At 64.4% G+C, this 20643-nt stretch carries 11 protein-coding genes; 5 read left to right on the top strand and 6 right to left on the bottom strand.

Going from position 1 to position 20643, the window contains the following annotated elements:
* Positions 1–40: 40 nt before the first annotated feature.
* Entirely contained in the window at positions 41–997 is a 957-nt protein-coding gene (locus B4383_RS02200; protein ID WP_078287782.1) for an alpha/beta fold hydrolase, read from the top strand.
* Here the strand turns inward: B4383_RS02200 and B4383_RS02195 are convergent.
* The 5 genes from B4383_RS02195 to B4383_RS02175 all read right to left on the bottom strand — a co-directional run bounded on the left by B4383_RS02195 (position 994) and on the right by B4383_RS02175 (position 17092).
* Entirely contained in the window at positions 994–13074 is a 12081-nt protein-coding gene (locus B4383_RS02195; protein WP_078287781.1) for a non-ribosomal peptide synthetase, read from the bottom strand. The genes B4383_RS02200 and B4383_RS02195 overlap by 4 nt on opposite strands.
* An 89-nt stretch (positions 13075–13163) precedes the next feature.
* A complete protein-coding gene (locus tag B4383_RS02190) occupies positions 13164–13373 on the bottom strand; it encodes an MbtH family protein (RefSeq protein ID WP_078287780.1) in 210 nt (69 codons plus the stop codon).
* A gap of 69 nt (positions 13374–13442) precedes the next feature.
* Positions 13443–14381, bottom strand: coding sequence for a methionyl-tRNA formyltransferase (locus B4383_RS02185; RefSeq protein ID WP_078287779.1), 939 nt, complete (start codon positions 14379–14381; stop codon positions 13443–13445).
* 187 nt (positions 14382–14568) lie between these two features.
* Positions 14569–16149, bottom strand: coding sequence for a DHA2 family efflux MFS transporter permease subunit (locus tag B4383_RS02180; RefSeq protein ID WP_078287778.1), 1581 nt, complete (start codon positions 16147–16149; stop codon positions 14569–14571).
* Between the two features lie 40 nt (positions 16150–16189).
* Positions 16190–17092 carry an SDR family NAD(P)-dependent oxidoreductase gene (locus B4383_RS02175; RefSeq protein WP_078287777.1) on the bottom strand — a complete coding sequence of 301 codons (903 nt, stop codon included), beginning with the start codon at positions 17090–17092 and terminating at the stop codon, positions 16190–16192.
* A gap of 285 nt (positions 17093–17377) precedes the next feature.
* On the opposite strand from B4383_RS02175, the gene B4383_RS02170 reads away from it, so the two are divergent.
* The 4 genes from B4383_RS02170 (at position 17378) to B4383_RS02155 (ending at position 19916) form a co-directional block, all read left to right on the top strand.
* Positions 17378–17887 carry an SMI1/KNR4 family protein gene (locus B4383_RS02170; RefSeq protein WP_078287865.1) on the top strand — a complete coding sequence of 170 codons (510 nt, stop codon included), beginning with the start codon at positions 17378–17380 and terminating at the stop codon, positions 17885–17887.
* Positions 17888–18063: 176 nt separating this feature from the next.
* Complete coding sequence (locus B4383_RS02165; protein WP_078287776.1) at positions 18064–19143, top strand: M48 family metallopeptidase; 1080 nt, start codon at positions 18064–18066, stop codon at positions 19141–19143.
* A gap of 15 nt (positions 19144–19158) precedes the next feature.
* Positions 19159–19551, top strand: a complete 393-nt coding sequence (locus B4383_RS02160; protein WP_078287775.1) for a hypothetical protein — start codon at positions 19159–19161, stop codon at positions 19549–19551.
* Positions 19548–19916, top strand: coding sequence for a hypothetical protein (locus tag B4383_RS02155; protein ID WP_078287774.1), 369 nt, complete (start codon positions 19548–19550; stop codon positions 19914–19916). The genes B4383_RS02160 and B4383_RS02155 overlap by 4 nt, the downstream gene beginning before the upstream one ends.
* Here the strand turns inward: B4383_RS02155 and B4383_RS02150 are convergent.
* Positions 19911–20579 (bottom strand): TetR/AcrR family transcriptional regulator, encoded by a 669-nt coding sequence (locus B4383_RS02150; protein WP_078287773.1) that lies wholly within the window; start codon positions 20577–20579, stop codon positions 19911–19913. The genes B4383_RS02155 and B4383_RS02150 overlap by 6 nt on opposite strands.
* Positions 20580–20643 lie beyond the last annotated feature (64 nt).

The raw sequence follows: 20643 nt of genomic DNA, 5'->3' as shown, positions 1-20643 counted from the left end.
GCCGCACGCGCCATATCGGAGGTCAATAGACTCCTTCGACGTGACCGAACGCGAGAAGACGGATTCCGCACCCACCAAGGACGTGGGGGCCGTACTCGATGTGGAGGGCTCCGGCGTGCAACCCCCGGTGTCCGACCGGATACGCAGGGCTTTCTGGTGGTTGGAGCGCTTCGCACCGGCCATCGGATCCCGCTGGGCGGTCGAGCTGTGGTGCACCCCGCCGGTCATCGAGTCGAGTCTGCGCATGCCGCCCGGTGTGCCACCCGGCGAGCCGCTGGAGGCCCATTGGGACGGGCACCGGATTGCGGGTGAGTCATGGGGCGAGGGGCCGACGGTCTACCTGGTCCACGGCTGGGGCGGGCAGCGCACGCACCTCGGGATCTTCATCAAGCCTCTGCTGCAGGCCGGTTACCGCGTCATCGCCTTCGACCTGCCCAGCCATAGCGAGTCCGCTGGCGGTGCGCTCGCCCCGGGGCGCACCACGCTTATCGAGTGCGCGCACGCGGTGGCGGCCGTCATCAAGGAGCACGGGCCCGCCCACGCGGTGGTCGCCCATTCACTGGGGGCCAACGCGACCACCTTCGCGGCCTCCTATGGCGCATCGGTGGGCCGCTTGGTGTACCTGGCACCGATGGGCGATTTCCCCCTCTACCTGGACCTCTTCGCTGCACGCCATGGCTTCGGCAAGCGGATACGCGCCGGACTGCAGCGCCAGCTCGAGCGCCGCATCGAGATGACGCTGCCCGAAACCGAGTTGGTCCGCGTCGCTGCGACCGCCGGGCATCCTCCGCTGCTGCTGATCCACGACCCCGACGACCCGGACACGCCGTACGCGTCAAGCGAGCGTCTGGCGCAGACATGGCCCGGTGCACGTTTCATCGCGACGAAGGGACTCGGTCGCCTGGCGCACTTCCGAATCCTGCGGCACCGCCCCGCGATCAACGCCGGTCTCGAGTTCATCGGTCCTGCGGCCGAACAGCAGACAGCCGACGCCTAGAGCAGACCGAGCAGCTCCATATCGGTGACGTACTTGACGATGTTCGCCGCCGAGACCTGAGGGATGTCTCTGTCGGGGCCAATCTTGGCTTCCTGCACCGCTGCGCGGAAGCGATCGGCCGGGGCGAAGGCTCCGACTGTCGGCACGATCGGACTGACCCGGTCGGGGTCCTGCACCAGCGTCAGATACATCTGCAGCACCGAATTTCGCCGATGCTTGTCCGGCAGCGCCTGCAGGCTTGTCCCGAACCGTTGCAACCAATCCTTGAAGTCGTCGATCCGCTCGATCGAGTACCCGGCGTCGACCAACCAGTCGACGTATTCGTCGAGACCGATGCCGTCATCGTGAGGATTCATCACGTGATAGGTCTGGAACCCGTCCACCACTTGAACACCCAAGGTGGTGATCGCCTCGGCGACGAACTCCACTGGCAGCCCATCGAAGTGCGCACGCCTCCGATTGCCGTCGGCATCCAGGCGGTAGAACGACTTGGGTGCCAGGCCGGTGGTCACAATGCTCAGAATCATCTTGCTGAACACATCCGACGAGTTCAGCTGACCCGCATAGGTGGTGTCGGCCAGGATCATGTCGCAGCGGAAGACGCCGATCGGCAGCCCACACAGATCATGGGCCTCTCGTAGCAGCACCTCCCCTGCCCACTTGCTACTGCCGTAGCCGTTGGCGTAGGAGTCCTTGATGGCACGCGTGGCACAGATCTCGCGGATATCGGCGTCCTCGGTGAAGGCAACCTTTTTGATCGGGTCACCCACATTGGCCGTCGACACGAAGGTGAACATCTTCAGCTTCGTGGTGAGTGCCAGCCGTATCAGTTCCGCGGTGCCCGCCACATTTGGTCCGAACAGCTCGCCGTAGGACAGCGCGCCGCTGACGACGGCCGCCGAATCAACGATCACGTCGACGGTATCGGCCAGCCGCTGCCAGGTCTGCTCGGTCAAACCGAGATCTGCTTCACCCTTGTCACCGGCGACGACCTCCAAGTGGTCCTCGGCCAGTTCCTGGAAGTGCCGCAACAATTCCGGGTCGCCACTATCGAAGATCTGTTCCAGCCTGCTCCGGGCCTCATCGTCAGATGCGGCCCGTACCAAGCAGATCAGCTTGCCGTCGAGCAGTTCCAGCTTTTCGAGCCATTGCAGCACCAGGTATCGCCCGAGGAAGCCGGTCGCTCCGGTCAGCAGCACGGTGCGTGCTTCCCCGCTGGGCTTCGGCAGTGCCTTTGCAACGCTGAGGGTTTCCGCCTCGATGAACTTGTCCAGCGTCAGGTCAGCCGCGCGTACCTCTGCAACGCCGGAACCGTGTACGGCCACATAGCGCGGGTCGCTGGCATGCTTGTCCAGCTGGCCGCTCAGGCTGCTCACCGTGGGGGCGTCGAAGAGAGCACGCACGGTTAGGTGCGTGTTCATCGATTTGTTGATGGCGGCGATCAGGCGCATAGCCGACAGGGAGTCGCCGCCCAGATCGAAGAACGAGTCGTCGACCCCCACGCGCTCCAGGCCGAGCACGTCCGCGTAAAGACCGGCCAGTGTCTCCTCGACCGGGTTCGACGGTGCGCGGTACTGGGTTTCCTGATACTGCGGCTCCGGAAGCGCACGGGTGTCGAGTTTCCCGTTGACCGTCAACGGCAAAACGTCGATGACCACCACGGCCGCGGGAACCATGTAGGCCGGTATCCGCTCGGCCAGCTCCGCGCGCGCCTTGGCCGGCTCGATGGCCCCGGTGACGTACCCGACCAAGCGCTTATCGCCCGGACGATCCTCACGCACGATCACCACCGCTTGCTCGACGCCGTCGAGATCAGCCAGTGCCGTTTGGATTTCGCCGAGTTCGATGCGATAGCCGCGGATCTTGACCTGATCATCGGCGCGCCCGATGTATTCGAGCTGCCCGGCCCTGTCTCCTCTACCCCACCGCACCAAATCCCCTGTGCGATACATACGGAGTCCTTCTTGGCCCGGGGCAACGAAAGGGCATGCCACAAACCGCGATGCCGTCAGCCCCGACCGGTGTAGATAACCGGCCCCGAGCCCGTGGCCCGCGATGTACAGCTCGCCGACCACGCCCACCGGAACCCGCCGCATCCAGGAGTCCAGCACGAACAGCGCCGCCCCTGCCACCGGAACACCAATCGCGGGCGTTCCCGAACCAGCGGCCAGCGGCGGACTCACGGTCACGCAGAGTGTGGACTCGGTGGGACCGTAGGCGTTGACCATCAATCGTCCCGGCGCCCAGCGGTCCACCATCTCCGCCGAGCAGGCCTCGGCGGCTACCACCAGGGCCATGCCCTCCAGCGCTTCCGGCGACAGCGCGGCCGCCGCGGAAGGTGTCTGGTGCAAGACGGTGACGCCCTCAGAGACGAGGAATTCCTGGAAGTCTTCCGGGACCAACGATTCGGGTACCACCACGAGGCTGCCGCCGTGCAGCAGCGGACCCCAGATCTCTTCCACCGAGGCATCAAAGGCGTATGAGTACCACTGGGACCACACCTGCTCTGGCCCCGACGGCACCCCGAGGTGCTCATACCCCAGCACTTGCGTCACGTTGTGGTGAGTTGTCGCCACTCCCTTGGGAATACCTGTGGTACCCGAGGTGTACACGATGTGGGCGATATCGTCGGCGGCCGGCCCCACCAAGGCGGTGCTGGGCTGGGTGCTCACCCCGGGATCACTGATATCGATGATCGGCAACGTGTACCCGTCCAGCCTCGAACGCAGTGCCGCACTGGTAATCGCGGCGATCGGACCGGCATCGGTGATCATGAATTCGATGCGTGCATCGGGAACCGCCGGAGCGATCGGCAGATATGCCGCACCACTCTTGAGCACAGCCAGTATTGCGCAAATCGCCTCGCCGCGGCGTTCCGACAACAACGCCACGCACTGTCCCGGCCCCGCTCCGTACTCAATCAGCAGGTGCGCCAAACGATTGGACTCCGCATCGAGCTCGCCGTAGGTCCACGAACGCTCCCCACATCTGATCGCTATCGCATCTGGATGGGAAACAACCTGCGCCGCAAACAATTCCGGTATCGACGTCGCTGTTACGGGCGTGGACAATACTGCGCGGTTCCCCAGCTGGTCCAACAGATCGCTCTCGGCGGCGTCGAGTACATCTACCGCCGACAACCGCTGCGACGGATTGGCCGCAACCGCCTCGAGTACCCGCTGCAGCCGTGCAATCAACGACTCGACACTCGCGAGATCGAATACATCGGTGCGGAACTCCACCGCACCCCCGAGCCCGGCGAGCTCACCGGCCTGAGTGAAGCGCTCACCCAGGGAGAACGTCAGGTCCATGCGGGCGGTGTTGGTGTGCACGGGTATCTGGGTGATCCGCAGATCGCCCAGCCCTAGTCCGTCGGCATCCTGTCCGGGAAGGTTCTGCCAGGTCAGTCCAACCTGAACCAGCGGATGGCTACTCCGGGATCGGATGGGATTGAGCCTCTCCACGAGCACCTCGAAGGGCACGTCCTGGTGTTCGAGCGCTTCCAGGCTGCGGGTCCGAACCTGCGCCAGCAGATCCGCGAAGGTGGGATCGCCACCGGCATCGACGCGCAGCACCAAGGTATTGACGAAGAAGCCCACCAGCTCGTCGAGAGCAGGATCGTCACGGCCGGCGACCGCGAACCCCACCGCCACATCGGACGTGGCGGTGATCTTCGAGAGCAGCACGGTCAGCGCCGCCTGGATCACCATGAAGCTGGTCGCCCCGTGTTCACGTGCCAGCGCACGCACCGCGCGTTGCAGCTGCTCCGGCCATTCCAGATCCACACTGGCACCGCGATAGTCGGCAACCGCCGGATAGGGCCGGTCGGTCGGCAGCGCGAGATGTTCGGGCATCCCGGCGAGCGCATCATGCCAATAGGCGACCTGGGTGGCGATGGCGCTCTCGCTGTCTTCGAGGTCGCCGAGCTGATCACGTTGCCACAGTGTGTAATCGGCATACTGCACCGGCAGCGGTGCCCAATCGGGCGCATGCCCCCCGGACCGGCTGGCATAGGCCACCGTCAGGTCACGCATGAGCGGAGCCACCGACCAGCCGTCGGCGGCGATGTGATGCACCGTGGCCACGAGGACGTGCTCGTCACCGGACACCGTGAAGAGCTTTGCGTGCATGGGGATCTCGGCCGCCAGGTCAAAGGTGTGGCGCGCCGCGACGCCTATCGCCTCGTCCAGTTGTGCGGGCGACCATGCGGTGGCATCGACCACCTCCCAGCCGAACTCCGCACTATCGGGTGCCAGCACCAGCTGATACGGCACACCTTCCTCGTCGCGGAACACCGTGCGCAACGACTCGTGGCGACTCACCACATCGGACAATGCCCCACCCAGTGCATCCAGGTCGAGCTGCCCACTCAGCCGCAGCGCGACCGCCATGTTGTACACCGGTGAGGCACCGTGCAATTGGTCCAGGAACCACAACCGTCGCTGCGAGAACGACAGCGGGATCACGTCGGGCCGTGCGACGGGCACCAACGGTGCGCGCCCGCCCGAATCCGTCCGCAGCCCCGGAGCCAACTGGGCGATCGTGGGGGTGTCGAAGAGCGCGCGCACGGTCAGATGCGTGTTCATCGACTTGTTGACGGCCGCGATCAAGCGCATGGCAGACAGCGAATCGCCGCCCAGATCGAAGAACGAGTCATCGACGCCCACACGTTCCAGACCGAGTACGTGCGCATAGATATCGGCCAGGATCTCTTCGACCGCGTTCGACGGGGCACGATACTGAGTTTCCTGGTACTGCGGCACCGGCAAGGCACGCGTGTCGAGCTTTCCGTTGACCGTCAACGGCAGGGCACCCACCACCACGACCGCGGCCGGCACCATATACGGCGGTAGCCGCTCGCCCAGCGTCACACGCACACCGGCTGTATCGACTCCCCCGGCCAGCTCCGCTTCGGGCGACTGCGTGATGTAGCCGACCAAGCGCTTATCGCCCGGTCGGTCCTCACGCACGATCACCACCGCCTGCTCGACCCCGACCACGTCGGCAAGGGCGGCCTGGATCTCGCCGAGCTCGATGCGATACCCGCGAATCTTGACCTGCTCATCGGCGCGGCCCAAGTACTGCAAGTTCCCGTCAGCACGCCAGCGCACCAAATCCCCTGTGCGATACATACGCTCGCCCGGGGAACCAAATGGGCAGGCCACGAACCGTGACGCGGTCAATGAGGATCGGCTCACATATCCGAGCCCCAGCCCGAGCCCGGCCACATACAGCTCACCGACCACTCCGACCGGCACCGGCCGCAGCCAGGCATCGAGCACGAACAGCGCGGCACCCGGTACCGGCCCACCGATCGTCGGCGTCCCCGAACCCGCGGCCAACGGCTTACTGACCGTGACGCACATCGTAGTTTCAGTGGGCCCATAGGCGTTCGTCATCACTCGCCCGGGCGCCCACCGGTCCACCAGCTCCGCCGAGCATGCCTCGGCCGCCACCACCAGCGCCACCGACTGCAGCGCCTCCACGGACAGTGCCGACACGGCCGACGGAGTCTGGTGCAACACCGTGACATGTTCATCAATCAGCAAGGCCTGGAACTCATCCGGACCGATCGACTCCGGGATCACGAGCAACCGCGAACCGTGGAACAGCGCGCCCCAGATCTCTTCCACCGAGGCATCAAAGGCAAACGAATACCACTGCGACCACACCTGCCCAGGCCCCGAGGGCAGACCGACATGCAACGACTCCAACAACTGCGTCACGTTGTGGTGAGTTGTCGCAACTCCCTTAGGAATACCGGTAGTACCCGAGGTGTAGATGATGTGCGCTACATCATCAACAGCGGGTAGCGGCAGCGATGCGTCGGTCTGCGCTCCGATCGCCGGGTCGTCGATGTCGACAACCACGACATCGTGTGTCCCGAACCGGCCGGCCAACGTCGCGGTGGTGACCACCGCGACCGGCTTTGCGTCACCGACCACGAAATCAATCCGGGCATCGGGCACCGCGGGGTCAATCGGCACGTATGCCGCACCCGTCTTGAGCACCGCCAAGATCGCGATGATCCCCTCGGCGGATCGCCCGAACATCACCGCCACACAACGACCCGGTCCCGCACCCAAGCCAATCAGATAGTGCGCCAAACGGTTCGAATCACGTTCAACCGCAGCGTAGGTCCACGAACGGTCCCGGCAACTCAGCGCCACCGCATCAGCGGTCCTTGCCACCTGAGCCGAGAACAGTTCCGGAATCGTCACCCCCGTCGCCCGCTCATCCAGCACCGCACGGTTACCCATCGCGTCCAGAAGCACACGCTCATCGACACCCAAGACATCCACCGAGGACAACCGCCGCAACGGGTCGGCCACCATCGCGGCCAGCACGAGCTCCAACCGGCCGGCCAACACCACGACGCTCTCTACATCAAAGACATCGGTGTCGTGTTCGATGCTCAGCACCAGTTCATGGCCCGGTGTCACCTGCAGCGCCAGTGGATAGTGGGTGGCTTCCCGACTGGAGAAGCCCGTAATGGCCAATTCGCCTGTACCCATGACCGTCCCGAATGCGGCCGGGTCGATCGGGTAGTTCTCGTACACGAACAGGGTGTCGAAAAGCTGGTCCTGCCCGGTGACACGGTGAATCTCGGGAAGCGCCACGTGCTGGTGATCCAGCGTCCGGTTCGAGACGCCATGCAGCTGCTCCAACAATTCGGCGGTGGTGGTTGTCGCGGCGATACGCGCACGCACCGGCACCGTGTTGATCAACAGGCCCACCATCGATTCCGAGCCCGGCACCTCGGCAGGACGGCCCGAGACCGCAGCACCGAAGGCCACATCGTGCTGACCGGTCAACCACACCAACAGCTGCGCCCAGCCCGCCTGTAGGACGGTGTTGACGGTCGTGTGGTGTGCGCGGGCAAGATCGGTCAGCGCCCGCGTGGCCTGCCCGGACAGTCGCAGCGATTGCGTCTCGCGGCGCCCCGATCCCAGCTTGTGCGATGGACCCACCAGCGCGGGTGTCTCGAATCCGGCCAGCACGTCCTGCCACGCAGACAGCGCGGCATCAAGATCCTGATCGGCCAGCCACGTCACAAACCTGCGGTACGGCACGGCCGGCGGCAGGCTGTGCCCACCGTAGCCCGCGAAGATCTCCTGCAACAGGATGGGCAACGACCAGCCGTCCAGGACGCTGTGGTGACTGGTGAGCACAAGGCGGTGTTGGTCGTGACCGACTCCGATCAGCACCACCCGGAACAGCGGCGGATGGGTCAGGTCGCATACCGCTGCGCGTTCGGCGGCGCACAGCCGCGCGATCTGGTCCTCGATATCGGTACCCGCGAATTCGACGTGCTGCCAAGGGGTTACCGGGTCGACTGGGATGCTCTGCACCGGCGGATCGAACTGCGGATGGAAGCGGGCGGCCAGGTTGGGGTGCCGGGCCACGACCGTGCGCACCGCGTCGCGCAGTCTGGGTGCATCGAGCAGGCCCGCAAGAGTGAGGTCCAGCTGCACCGCGTACACGTCGTCACCGCTGGCGTGGGCGGTGGCATGGAAGAGCAGCCCCTGCTGCAACGGGGTCAGCGGCAGCACGTCGGCAACCCGGTGCAACTGCTCCAGTTCGTCGATCTGCTGCTGGGTGAGATGTGCGGGCACGATGTCCGACGGAGTCAATCCCCCGCCGCCGCCACGCACATGCGCACACATACCCGTCAGTGCCTCGATCCAGAGCTGGCTCAGCAGGTTGATCTGTCCATCGTCCATCGAGGACGCCCAGGTCCAATTGGCCTGCAGACAGGGGCCCGTGCCCGTGCTTGATTCCAGGACGCCGGCATTCAGGGTCACGGTGTGGGCCAGCGCCAGCGGCACCGCAGCGGCCACCGCGGCGGCGGACACGGCATCGGGGCTCGGCAGCCACAAGTCGTCGCCCTGCTCACCGACACCGCCCAATCGTCCGAGATAGTTGAAGCCGATAACCGGTTCTGCCCCAGCGAGATCCGCCTCGGGATTCGCATAGCGCAGCAGGCCATACGTTATGCCCTCGGGCAGCGCGCGGAGCTGTTCTTTGGCATCCTTGATCACCGCCCCCAAGGCGCGGCCGCCGGCACTCACCTGCGCCCAGTCCGGCCGGCCGAGGCTCAAGGCCACCGGGTACTTACTGGTGAACCACCCCACCGTGCGTGATAGGTCCACCGGCGATTTCCCGCTGGCAACCAAGTCCTCTTGGCGCCCATGGCCTTCCACGTCAATACCGACCGGCGCACCGGTGTTGCCCGAGAGCTGTGCGACTGCCATGCCCAATGCGATCAGCAAGATATCGCCCACCCCGGCGTGGAACGCCGCGGGTGCCTCACCCAACAAGACGCGGGTGGTTTCGGCATCCAGTGACGCAGACATCGTGTGGGCGGTGGCATACGTATCCAACTCTGGCCGCACCGCCGGCAACAGTGCGGGGGTCGCCTGCACCCGCTTCCACGCTTCGACATGTTCGGCCACCTCGGCGGTGCGCGCATACTCGTCGAGTAACGCCGCCCACCGAGCGAAGGACGTGCCGCCCGGCGGCAGGGCCACCGGCTGTCCGGCGCGATGCTGGGCCCAGCCGATATTGATGTCTTCCAGAAGGATTCGCCAGGAAACGCCATCGACCGCGAGGTGGTGAACGACCAGCGCCAACTGTGCAGTGGAGCTGGCCCACAGTGCGCTCAGCATCGTTCCGTTGGCCGGGCTCAACCGGGCCCGCGCCTGCACCAGGGCCTCGTCGGACAACTCATTCACCGATTGCAGGAAGTTGCGCGCATCGACCGCGTCCGCGTCGGGGACCGTCAGTGACCACCCCTGCGGACCGTTGTTTTCGGCACGTAGCCGCAGCATGGGATGGCGGTTCAGCAGGGCCTGAAGAACCACCACCACATCGGCTTCGGTCACCGCCGCCGGAACCGTCAGCACCATCGTCTGGTTGAACTGGTCGGGCTCGCCCGGTGCATCCAGTAGCCATCGCATGACCGGCGTCGCGAGCACCTCACCCAGTCCGTCATCGGCCACGTCTGCATCGCCGATGACGGTGGTGGCCACTCGAGCCAACCGCGCCACAGTCTGCTCAACGAAAACATCGCGAGGTCGGCACAGCACTCCGGCGGCGCGTGCCCGCGAGACCACCTGCATGGACATGATGCTGTCGCCGCCGAGGTCGAAGAACGAATCATCCACGCCGACCCGCGGGAGCCCGAGGACCTGGGCGTAAACGGCGGCCAGCGTCTGCTCAACATCGTCCGAAGGCGCACGGTATGCACCGGCCGCGATCTCGGGTACCGGGAGCGCGCGGAGGTTCAGCTTGCCGTTGGCGGTCAGTGGAAGCGCGTCCAAAACGATGATCGCAGACGGAATCATGTAGGCGGGCAACCGATCACCGAGTGCCACGCGGGTCCCGGCCACGTCGACGGCACCGGTGACGTAACCCACCAGGCGCCTGTCGCCCGGACGGTCCTCGCGGACCATCACCACGGCCTGCTCCACTCCACGTGCACCGGCCAGCACAGCCTGCACTTCGCCGAGCTCGATGCGGTTGCCGCGAATCTTGACCTGCTCATCGGCGCGGCCCATGTACTGCAACGCACCATCGGCGTTCCAGCGCACCAGATCTCCGGTGCGATACATCCGCACCCCGGACGGCCCGTATGGGTTGGCCACGAACCGTTCCGCCGTCAACGCCGCCCGGCCCACATAACCGGATGCCAGGGCGGGTCCGGCCAGATACAGCTCGCCCACCACCCCGATCGGTGCGGGGTTCAGCCCGGCATCGAGCACCAGGGTGCGCACGCCCGGAATCGGGGCACCGATGCCGACCGGCTGCTCCGCCGCCATCGGCGCGGAGGTGGCCCAGATGGTGCTCTCGCTGGGGCCGTACGCGTTGACCAACCGCCGGCCCAGCGCCCAGTCATCCACCAGTTCGCGCGGGCAGTCCTCACCCGCGGTGACCAATGTGTCCACCCTGTCCAGCCGTGCCCGGTCCAGTGAGGACAACACCGTCGGGGTCAACACCGCGGCACTGACCCGCTGGGCCTGCAAAAACTCCGTCAACGCGTCGGCGGCGTACACATCTCGCGGTGCCACCACCAGCGTGGCCCCCGCACCGACCGCCCACACCATCTCGAAGACCGAGGCGTCGAATGTCGGCGAGGCCACCATGAGCACTCGCGCATCGCCACTCAGTTCGAGCAGATCACGCTGCGCCGCAACCACTCCCGGCAGCCCGGCGTGTCCCACCGCCACGCCCTTGGGGGTGCCGGTGGAGCCCGATGTGAAGATCACGTACGCGGTGTTCTGCGCTCGCAGCGCCACTGATCGATCGGCGTCGGTGATCGGTTCGGCCGACTGCGCGGACACGTCACGGCCATCGATGCGCAGCACCGGGCGCGCACCGGCCCCCGAAACCTCGTCGGAGTCGCAGGTCAACACACACACTGCCGCCACCGAGTCCAAGACCGTGGCGATCCGCTCGACCGGATGCGCGCCGTCCACCGGCACATACACTCCGCCGGCTTTGGCCACGGCCCACCACGCCACCACGAGCTCGGCACGGCGGTCCATCGCCACACCCACAGCACGTTCCGGGCCCACCCCGGTCTCGATCAGCACCCGAGCCCATCGCGTCGACCATTCGTCCAACTCGCGATAGGTGAGCTCTCGGGCCCCGTCGACCACCGCTACCGCTCCGGGCGTGGAGGCTACGGCTGCGGCCAGCAGTTGCGGTGCCACACCGACAGGCGCCTGAGGGCCGGCACCGGACCACTGCGACAGCAGCAGATCACGTTCCCGCCGATCCAGCAGCGGGACCTCACCCACGACCACCGAGGGGTCAGCCCCCAGGAGACGTCCCAGGAGCGATTCCAAACGGACTATGTGCCTGTCGATCTCGGCGGTGGTGTACCTGTCGGGATTCCACGCGAACTGGATGCGCGACGTGCCGCCGCCCGGACGCGGATAGATATTGATCGCGATGTCCTGGACAGGGAAGGTGGTCAGCACGTTGACCACCGCCTCCGAGGGTCCGAAGAAGAACACATCCGCGAAGTCGAAGACGTTGATGACCTGGCCGAATTCGATGTTGGTGTCGCGACGCCCCGCATCGACGACGAGTTCGGACCAGCGCCGGAACTGTTGATGACGCAGCGCGCCCACCACGGCTTTGGCGACCTGATCGTCCAGCGCTCCGATGGTGTCCCCGTCTTCGACGGTGACAAACAACGGCACCAGGTTCGACACCATGCCGCCGCATCTCTTCAACGCCGCTGTTGTACGCCCCGACACCGGAAGCGACAGTGAAACATCTTGACGTCCGGTGGTTTTAGCAAAGAAGGTGGCCAGCGTCGCGACCACTCGAGCCACCTCGAACTGGCCAAGACCGTTCTCCGACAGCAGCTCATCGCACACCAAGTCGCGCACCAGCGGGTGGCGCGGCGTGACCACACGTTCCATACCCGCGAGGTCGGCCGTTTCGACCGGACGGGATAAGACGTTCTTCCAATATTCGAAATCTGCGTCGCTGCGCGAGGACTGCTGATACTTCTGGTCGGCCGCGCGAATCACGGAGAACTCCGAAAAATCGACATCGGTCTCGGCCGCGACCGACCCCGAGTAGACGTCCGCGATGTGCCGCAGCAGATTGTTGGTGGCATAGCCGTCCAACAGAACGTGATGTGTGCGCATGTAGAAGTACGACAGGTCGTCGGCAATCCGCAGGAGCGCGAAGTGCGTGAGCCGCTCACTGAGCAAGTCGATGGGCCGGCGGTACTCCTCGTCCATCCAACGGCGAGCCGCAGCGACCGCGTCACGCTCGGCACGCAAATCAATGCAGGGCATCGTCTCCGGGAACGAACGGTCGACGACGAAGACCGGCTCGCCGTCCTCTATGGACAGCCGTGCGCACGGTGTGCCGAACCGTGCGGCCATCGATTCGCAGGCCACCATGAGCTTTTCGGCGTCCACGTCATGGTCGATCGTGACGAATCCCGCAAAGTTGTAGGGAACCTCGGGCCGCAGTTGCTGCGCGACCCAAATCGACCGCTGCGCGGCTGTCAGAGGTCCAAGAACGTCGGACTGCGTTCCATAGTTGAGCATGAGGACGACGAACTCCCTACTTGGGCCTACGTACTGGTGTCTGAAATATCAGCGGTGAGATACCTTGTTGCGCAAGGCAAATAAGGCCTCTACGCGAGTCGTTGGCGTAAGTCCTTCGGACGTATGTCGGGCCATTGCTCATCGATGTACTCGAGACACGCTGCACGGCCCGCATGACCGTAGGCCACGCGCCAGCCGGATGGCGCATCGGCGAAGGACGGCCACAGGCTGTGTTGTTCCTGGTCGTTGACCAGAACGAGAAAACTGCCACTGTCATCGTCAAAGGGATTGGTTTGCATCGATTTTCCTCATCATCACGATCCGAGCGCAGCGGCGCTACACTCAGCACCTGTTCTGCCGCCTCGAGATCACGTGTTGCTGTTGAGATATCCCCCGCGCCGGAAGTACTCTTGGCCGCTGCGCTCGGTGCCGTCCGCGCACCGAATGCGGGTGATCACCAGTCCGCGGTTACCGACGCGATAAGCATCAGAACCACACACCACCACGCCGCCTTCCTCCTGAACGATCACCCGCCCCGGTGTGCCGCCGTAGCGGGCCTCGGAAATGCGTGCCTCCAGGACCTCGATCCGTTCCCCGTCATAGAAGGTGAAGGGGCGCGGATACGGATCGGACAGGGCGCGCACGAATCGTTCCAGATCCTCGGCAGGCCAAGTCCAGTCGAGCGCGCTGTCACGCTCAGAACGCTTGTGGCAGTAAGTGCGTTCGGCCTTGTTCTGTGGCCGCCACAGCGCGTTACCGGACTCCAGGGCACCCAGCGCTTCGGCCAGCACCCCCGGAATCAGGTCCATTCCGCGCAGCACCAGCTCGGTGCCGGTATCGGCCGGGCCGATCGGCAGCGAATGCTGCACCAGAATGTCACCGGTATCGAGCCCGCTATCCATGCGGTGCACGGTCAACCCGAATTCGGACTCGCCGCTGATCAATGACCACAAAACAGGGGAAAACCCGGTGAATTTCGGCAGCAGCGAATCATGGAAATTCAGGGTGCCGTGCGGCGGAAAATCATAGAGTTCGACGGGCATCCGGTTGTACCAGCTATTGACGACGATGACATCGGGCTCGGCGCCCTTGACCAAATTGATGGTTTCGGTATCGACCCGCGTCGTGAAATGCACGGGAATGCCATGCTCACGTGCGAGTTCATCGACCGGCGCCGACCAAATCGCCTTGTACGCCTCCTCGCTGGAGGGATGGGTGACCGCGAGCACAACCTCATGCCCCAGATCGATCAAGGCCTGCAAGGTTCGATAACCCCACACCTGATACCCAAACGACACAATGCGCATATACGACCCCTTAGCTATTAAGCGCTGGTCAGGGGCTTATGCCCACAAATTGAACACTACTGGCAGATCAGCTTAAGGGTTTTCTCAGGTAACGCAAGCCTTCCCTAACCCAGGCGAACGGCCCTCGGGGCCGGGCGTCAGGCCGCTTACCTGCACAGGCACACGGAACGAAACGTGGCGAAAATTCTCAGGCCTTGCCCCCTACCACCAACTTCCTCGGCAAAAAGACTGCGGGAACAATGGTGAACACCGCTAATACAACGGCTGCTAGGAATACCGCCGTGTACGCGTGTGAAAGCCATTGAGAAGTATTTATCGCAAAATCTGAAATCGGATTCACCACCGGGCCGCTTGATATTCCACGACTCCCGGTTTCTCCACCCGCTACTGCTAACGGATCGACTTCAATTCCGCCTCCGGCGCGATTGAATTGATTGGTCAACAGCGTTGCTACCAACGCGGCCCCCACCGATCCGCCCACTTGGTCGTTGACGCTCAGCAGCGTGGTGCCACGCGCGATCTGGGACGGTGCCAGCGACTGCACGCACGCCGCCGAGAGCGGCGTTGACGTGCAGCCAACCCCCATGCCCATCACCATCAACCCGGCCAGCAGTATCGGAGAGAAATCGGCCTGTCGTGCCACGCCGAATGTGAAGACGCCCAGGCCCACCGCGATCAACGGAAGACCAAGCAACACAATCGTGCCGGGCCCGCGCCTGTCCATGAACATCCCCGCGAAGGGCATGGTCAGCACGAGACCGACTCCCATCGCCACCATGGACATCCCGGACTGCATCGGCGTTTGGTGCAGCACAACCTGGAAGTAACTCGGAACGAGCAAGCTGACGCCGACAAAGGTGGCGGCGAAAGCGAACTGTGTGATGTTGGCCCACTTGACCACACGATTTTCGAACAGCCGTAGATCGACAAGAGGATGTGACGCGCGGTTCTTGGTGTGCACGACGAACGCGACAATGAGTGCGACACCGATGATGACGGGCAGCAGAACATGCCGGTCGGCCATGCTGTTGCGCCCGGGGATGGCCGACATCCCCACCAGCAGAATCGCCACGCCGGGTGAGAGCAACAGCGCGCCCACGATATCGAGTTTCTCGGAGGGCTCAGGGTTGTCCCCGGGAAACATGAGTGCCGCAAGCACGATGGCGCTCAACCCGATCGGCAGGTTGATCAGGAAGATCCATTCCCAGCCGTAGCTGCCGATCAGCCATCCACCCAGGATCGGTCCACCGATCGGGCCGAGCAGGAAGGGCACCGCCCCGATCGCGACCACTCGACCAAGCCTCTTTGGGCCCGCCTCGCGGGTCAAGATCATGAAACTCAGTGGCATCAACATGCCACCGCCAACCCCTTGAATCACGCGGAAGATGATGAGCAGCAGAATATTTGGGGCCACCGCGCACAACAACGAGCCAATCGTGAATACCAGGACGGCACCCATGAACAGACGTTTGGTGCCAAAACGGTCGGCCGCCCATCCGGTCATCGGGATCACGGTCGCGAACGCAAGCATGTAACCGGCGATGGTCCAGGACACGACGGCCTGACTGGAACCGAACTCGGCGACAAAGGTGCGTTGAGCGACCGCCACCGCCGTACTGTCCAGAAAGGCCATCACACTGGCCAAACCGCAGATGCCGGCAATCCGCAGCAGCGAGGCGTCGAGCTTGTCGGGGTGCCCCGACTCATTCACATCCCGCTGCTCGGCCTGCCCGCTCGGCGCCGAGAGGGCGGTAGGCACGCTGTCCATAGGTCGGCGAGTATATCCACGCAGACGCGCGCGTTGGGGCCTACCTCAACGGGGCGGTCACCGCTTCTACCGGGGCTTCCGCGCTCCGTCCGCGGCTCGAATACCAACGGTAGTAATCGTTCTGCACCCGGCTCACGATTCCAGGCAGAACACGATAGGAATCCCGGTACAGGATGCCCAGGGGATTGTTCACCTCGCGACTGCGCCGCCTGATCGCGTCGACGACCATGTCGACGCCCTCCTCCAACGTCAGCGATGCGTACTGGCTCCAGTCCGACGGGGCGATCATGTCGGTCGTGACCAGCGGGAGATGAACATTGGTGACGCGCACTCCGTCGGCACGACTCTCGATGCCCGCGATACGCAGCACCGCGTCCATTGCCGCCTTCGACCCGACATAGGCAGAGAACTCCGGCAGGTTGCCCAGCACTCCTATCGAGGAGCTGTGCACGATATGCCCCGAGCCGCGCGCACGCATGCCCGGCAGTAGGCGCAGTACCAGGCCCACACCACCGAGGTAGTTGATCGCCACGGTGCGCTCGTAATCGTGCAGCCGGTGTTCGGAGTCTGCGAGCGATCGCATGATCGATCTGCCCGCGTTCAGCACCAAAGTGTCCGGTACCCCGAAGCGTTCGAGCACCTCATTGGCGACCGCATCCGCGCCGTCACTCGTCGATAAATCGCCGGGCACGGCGTGCGCGACACCACCTCGAACCGTGATCTCGCGCACGACGTCGTCGAGCTCATCGGCCCGGCGTGCGGTGACAATCGCGCGAGCCCCCGCCTCCGCGACCCTCTCGGCCAGCCGCCTGCCGATCCCGCTGGAGGCGCCGGTGATCAACACCGTCTGGCCCCCCACCCGCTCGGACAGTGTCGGAGTCCATGGGTAGCTGACGCTGACCGGTTTCGTAAGAACGTTGATCATGTGTCTGACGGCCCGCATCGGGTCTCCCGTAGCTCGTGTGCTGCTGACTGTTTCGCGTTGCGCCGGCAGAGCCGAGGCGTGCTGCCCCGAGCAATCATCATGTTGACATCAGCTGTTGTCAAGATGAGATCCCGGTGGCCGAATTTCGGCATACCAGCTTCGCGCTGTTTGCTATCGTTGATGATGGGCGTAAGTTTCGGGGGTCGTATGCGGTTCGGCGCGACACTCTTGCTCGTCGCCGCATTCCTCTGTGCATGTGTGTCCCCCAGTAGCTCTGCCCGGCACGACGAGTGGTCTTCGCTCGTGTCGATGCTCGCCGACCAGCAGAAGGCTCTACACGAGAAGGACCCCCTGTACGACCTTCCCGGCACACCCCAGCCGACGACACGCAAGGACATCCGCACAAAGGAACGGCAGTGGGGTCTGTACCTAGACGCCGACCACCGGGAACTGCTGCAGATCTCCGACGGCTTGCACGCCTTCTGTGGCTTCGATGACTTGTTCTCCCTCGCCGATTCAGCGCCCGGCTCGACGAACTGGGAGGGCATGAAGGCGTACCTCGAAGGCGCGTCGCTGACTCCCGAATACTTCGGTGCCCACTCCTTCAACCAACTGATTCCCGTTCTCGGCACCGAGGACGACTACGTGATGATCATCGCCGTTGCCCACTCCTATTTCAGCGACGAGCCGGGCACCGTGTTCGAGCTCGGCGGTAGTGGGCCCAACGGGATCGGCCAGTACCCGACACTGATGGACGCGGTAAGGATCAAGTCGGAGTGGTACCAGAGGGAACTCCGGAACACGAGGACGTAAGTGTGCGGGGGAACCAAAACGCATGCGCGATCGTCTGACCTAACAACAAGACCTTCCGGGGGGACACATGACATCGAGACCAGGCGTTGACCGCATAGCATCCGCTAACAGCTTTCGCGTTCCCCGATTTCCCCGGACGCACGCGCTGCGTACGGTCACCAGATAGGTTGAATGCCATGTCCGATCTGCCTACTCGCACCTATGCCGAGTTTCCCGGAATCAGTACCCGAGCCTGGGAACACCCGGCCGACCGGGCAGCTCTGCAAACACTGCGCAGCCTCAAAGGCTTCGACACCATCCTCAAGGCGCTGGCCGCGCTGCTGCGGGAACGTCAGCATCGGCTGATGTATCTGGCGACCGCGGTCCGCGTGGACGATCGACAGTTCACCTCACTACACGACACCCTCAACGACTGCGCTCGCGTCCTCGATGCCCCCGAAACCCCGGAGCTCTACGTCATTCAGGGGCCCTACGCCAACGCGTACACCATCGGCATGGACCAACCGTTCATCGTGCTGACCTCCGCACTGCTGGACCTGATGAACGAACAGGAGCTGCGCTTCATCGTCGGCCACGAACTCGGGCACGCCCTCTCCGGACACGCGGTGTACCGCACCATGCTGATGCACCTGATGCGGCTGGCCGGGAACCTCGGCTGGATGCCGATCGGCGGGTGGGCGCTGCGCGCCGTCGTCGCCGCGCTCATGGAATGGCAGCGCAAGTCCGAGCTTTCCGGGGACCGCGCCGGAATGCTCTGCGGTCAGGACGTGGACACCGCGATTCGGGTGGAGATGAAGCTGGCCGGGGGCTCACGCCTCGACGAGATGGATACGCAGCGCTTTCTGGCTCAGGCGGCCGAGTACGAGCGCACCGGGGACATGCGTGACGGCGTGCTCAAACTACTCAACCTCGAACTGCAATCGCACCCGTTCTCGGTATTGCGGGCTGCCGAGCTCACCAAGTGGATCGACCGAGGCGAGTACGGCGCGATCCTCAGCGGAGACTATCCGCGACGCGACGAAGACCCACAGGCCGATCTGGGCTCCGAGTTTCGCTCCGCGGCAAGGTCATACAAGGAGAACTTCGATTCCTCGACCGATCCGCTCATCTCTGCGCTGCGTAACTTCGGATCCACGCTCGATGGCGTCGTCAATGTCGTCGGCCAGGGCGTCACCGATGTCGCCACCGATGTGCGGCGCCGATTCTCCGAGTGGCGCAACAATTCCGACGACGATTCGCGCGATGGCGACGCCTGACCTCGGGCGCCAACCATGACCGATCCGAACTACATGAACTTCTTTGTAGAGCGAGTCGCGTCCGATATGCCGGTGGTCGCGGCCTGCACCAAAGCCTGTGGCTTTACCCTGGAATCAGATGGTCATCCCGTCGATGACGCGGATGGCTATGTCCAGATCACTAAGTACACAGACGGATTCGAGATGGGACTGTGCATCATCTGGCCGCCCACCGCGCCGATGACCCGGTCTCAGGAGGCAGTGGCACAGACCATTGCTCACGAACTGCGCCAGCGGGTGCTCTTCGATATGGAGGATCCGAGCACCGAGTCGGGCGAGCGATGGATCCTCGCAACACCCGGCGGCGGGGCCTCGACGGTTGACGTCGTGGAGCACGAAGACGGCGTCGGCCTGGCCGGATCCCCATGACATCGACCCACGACCCACACGTGTTGCGCACCACCATGCGCACCGATCTGACTGCCGCGATGAAGGCCCGCAACAGCGTGGCCGTGAGCGCACTGCGGACGGCGATCGCCGCGATCGACAACGCCGAGTCAGTGGACGACACAGCGCGGACCAGACTGGATAACACTCATATCGCTGGTGCGACAAGAGGTCTCGGGTCAGCGGAAGCCGCCCGCAAGGTGCTCTCCCCTGCCGATGTGCGTGCCATCCTGCGGGCGCAGATCGATGACCGCACCGCTGAAGCCGAGCGTTATGACACGCTCGGCCAAGCCCAGGCCGCCGCGCGGCTACGCCAGGAGGCTGCGGTCATCGCCGGGTACCTATAGCGACTCGTAGCGATGCGCGATGCCGTCGCACAGGATCTGGACACCCTTGACGATGACTTCACGCGGATTTGTCACCTGCGGCAGATCGCCCACCCCCACCAGCGCGGCCAGTCGCGGGGACTCCGGCAGCTCGACGTTGCCGCCGATCAGCTCGGACAAACCTGAAAAGTCGGTGCGCGTACCCGGGGAGACAAGCTGCCCGCCGACCGCACCGAGGCCGACGCCCTGCGAGTAGCTCCACACCTGAAATGCCAATTCCGCCGCCTCGGGCACCGGAACCCCGAGGTGACCGAAGGCCTCCAGCAGCCAGTCGAAACACACCAGAGTGTCGGGTTGCATCCCATTGCGTGGCACCGCATACGCCAACAGCACCCAGGGATGAGTGCTGTACAGATTGAAGTCGTACTCGACGGCGACGCGCACCCGTGCGCGCCAGTCGGGGTCGCCCATCATGTCGGCGGGGTAGGCGAATCGGCGGGTGACCTCTGCGGTCATCTCGACCAGGAGCGCATCTTTGTCGGCGACGTGGCGGTACAGCGACATGGCCCCCACCCCGAGGGCCTCGGCGATCTTGCGCATGGACACACCGGTCAGACCCTCTGCATCGGCAATCGTGATGGCCTTGGCAACAATCGATTCCAGCGTGAGACGCGGATCGGTCACGATGCTCCCTTCATAACTCGATTGACCGGCTTCACCAATTTGCGTACAGTGTACCCAGTCTACT

This window comes from Mycobacterium sp. D16R24, assembly GCF_002013385.1.
GTDB lineage: Bacteria > Actinomycetota > Actinomycetes > Mycobacteriales > Mycobacteriaceae > Mycobacterium.
This window is presented reverse-complemented; position numbering and strand designations above follow the sequence as displayed.

Coding starts and splice junctions, on each gene's coding strand:
- B4383_RS02195 (WP_078287781.1), bottom strand. CDS start 13,074: ATGCTCAACTATGGAACGCAGTCCGACGTTCTTGGACCTCTGACAGCC.
- B4383_RS02190 (WP_078287780.1), bottom strand. CDS start 13,373: ATGCAAACCAATCCCTTTGACGATGACAGTGGCAGTTTTCTCGTTCTG.
- B4383_RS02185 (WP_078287779.1), bottom strand. CDS start 14,381: ATGCGCATTGTGTCGTTTGGGTATCAGGTGTGGGGTTATCGAACCTTG.
- B4383_RS02180 (WP_078287778.1), bottom strand. CDS start 16,149: ATGGACAGCGTGCCTACCGCCCTCTCGGCGCCGAGCGGGCAGGCCGAG.
- B4383_RS02175 (WP_078287777.1), bottom strand. CDS start 17,092: ATGCGGGCCGTCAGACACATGATCAACGTTCTTACGAAACCGGTCAGC.
- B4383_RS02165 (WP_078287776.1), top strand. CDS start 18,064: ATGTCCGATCTGCCTACTCGCACCTATGCCGAGTTTCCCGGAATCAGT.
- B4383_RS02160 (WP_078287775.1), top strand. CDS start 19,159: ATGACCGATCCGAACTACATGAACTTCTTTGTAGAGCGAGTCGCGTCC.
- B4383_RS02155 (WP_078287774.1), top strand. CDS start 19,548: ATGACATCGACCCACGACCCACACGTGTTGCGCACCACCATGCGCACC.